1 protein-coding gene and 1 riboswitch are annotated in these 1,227 nt (G+C 68.1%); the gene reads right to left on the bottom strand.

The window, feature by feature from the left end:
* The coding region (locus ABH925_RS37685) for an NRAMP family divalent metal transporter (RefSeq protein WP_370156160.1) at positions 1 to 822 on the bottom strand (822 nt) is incomplete at its 3' end.
* Between the two features lie 264 nt (positions 823 to 1,086).
* A riboswitch (M-box (ykoK) riboswitch) is annotated at positions 1,087 to 1,227 on the bottom strand. This riboswitch is flagged as partial in the annotation.

Raw genomic sequence — 1,227 nt, 5'->3', positions numbered from 1 at the left:
GGCGATGCCGATCCACAGGTCGGCCTTCTCGTACTTCATGAAGCGGGGGGTGATCCGCTTGTCGATGACGTAGGACTGCTGGAAGAACAGCTGCCAGGGGGCGACGGTGGTGCCGACGATGCCGATGATCAGGAGCATCACGGTGGAGAGCTGGCCGGAGCCGCCGGGCATGGTGGGGACCGCGAAGTCGTGGGCCATCTGGCTGGCGGCGGGGTGGACCATGAAGTAGATCGGGATCAGCAGCAGGGATCCGGCGCACAGGGCGATGGCGATGCGTTCGAAGCGGCGGAAGGAGCCGGTGAAGCCGGAGGCGATGATGATGGCGGCGGCCAGGACCACGGAGGCGGCCTTGGGCAGGCCGAGGTAGCCGGAGGCCAGGGTGATCCCGATGAACTCGGTGACCAGGGTGAGCGCGTTGAGCAGGAACAGGTCGATGACGCTGAAGGCGCCCCAGAACCTGCCGAAGCGTTCCAGGATCAGGCGGGCGTGGCCGACGCCGGTGACCGCGCCGAGGCGCAGCACCATTTCCTGGTTGATGTAGAGGACGGGGACCAGCAGCAGCAGGGTCCACAGCAGGTGGGTGCCGTAGTTCTGGCCGGCCTGGCCGTAGGTGGCGAAGGCGCCGGCGTCGTTGTCGCCGACCATGACGATCAGGCCGGGGCCCACGATCGCCAGCAGCGTCTTGACCTTGGCGGACAGCCCGTGCCGCGGGGCGTGGTCGTCCAGCCGGATGGTGCCCAGCGCGCCCTTGATGTCACCGACGTGGGCGTCGTCCAGGACGGCGGCGCGGACCGCGGCGCCGGAGTCGATCGTGGTGGTCATGATGGGTTCCCTCCCTGCCCCTGACGGGGCCGTGCGGAGGGCATGCAGCATCCAACAACCCTGCAGCGCAAGCGCGTTGCAGGTGGAAACGCTCCTGCTGAGGAGCGTGGAAGAAGATGGTTACCGCATGCCGGAAGAAGGCGAGGACAAGCGGGTGCGGGGCCGTTTGTGGCCCGGACTACTGCAGTCCATATCTCGCCTCCCTCCGTTGGGGGCGCAGCCGTGCGCCCGAGCGGCAGGGGGTTACGCCGGGCCTCGATCCCGGCACACCCCAACTCGTCAGAGCTTTGGCACTCCACGGCGTAGCGCGAGGCCCGGCTTCATCGCCTGGCCCGCCTGCGCAGCCACTTGGCCTCAACCCTTAGGTCGGGAAGAGGTGTCCTGATCCGGAGCGTCTCTCGACGG

Origin of the sequence: Streptacidiphilus sp. EB129, from assembly GCF_041262645.1 — a bacterium.
Classification (GTDB): Bacteria; Actinomycetota; Actinomycetes; order Streptomycetales; family Streptomycetaceae; genus Streptacidiphilus.
The sequence above is the reverse complement of the archived record's forward strand: the minus strand, read 5'-3'. Positions and strand labels throughout refer to the sequence as shown.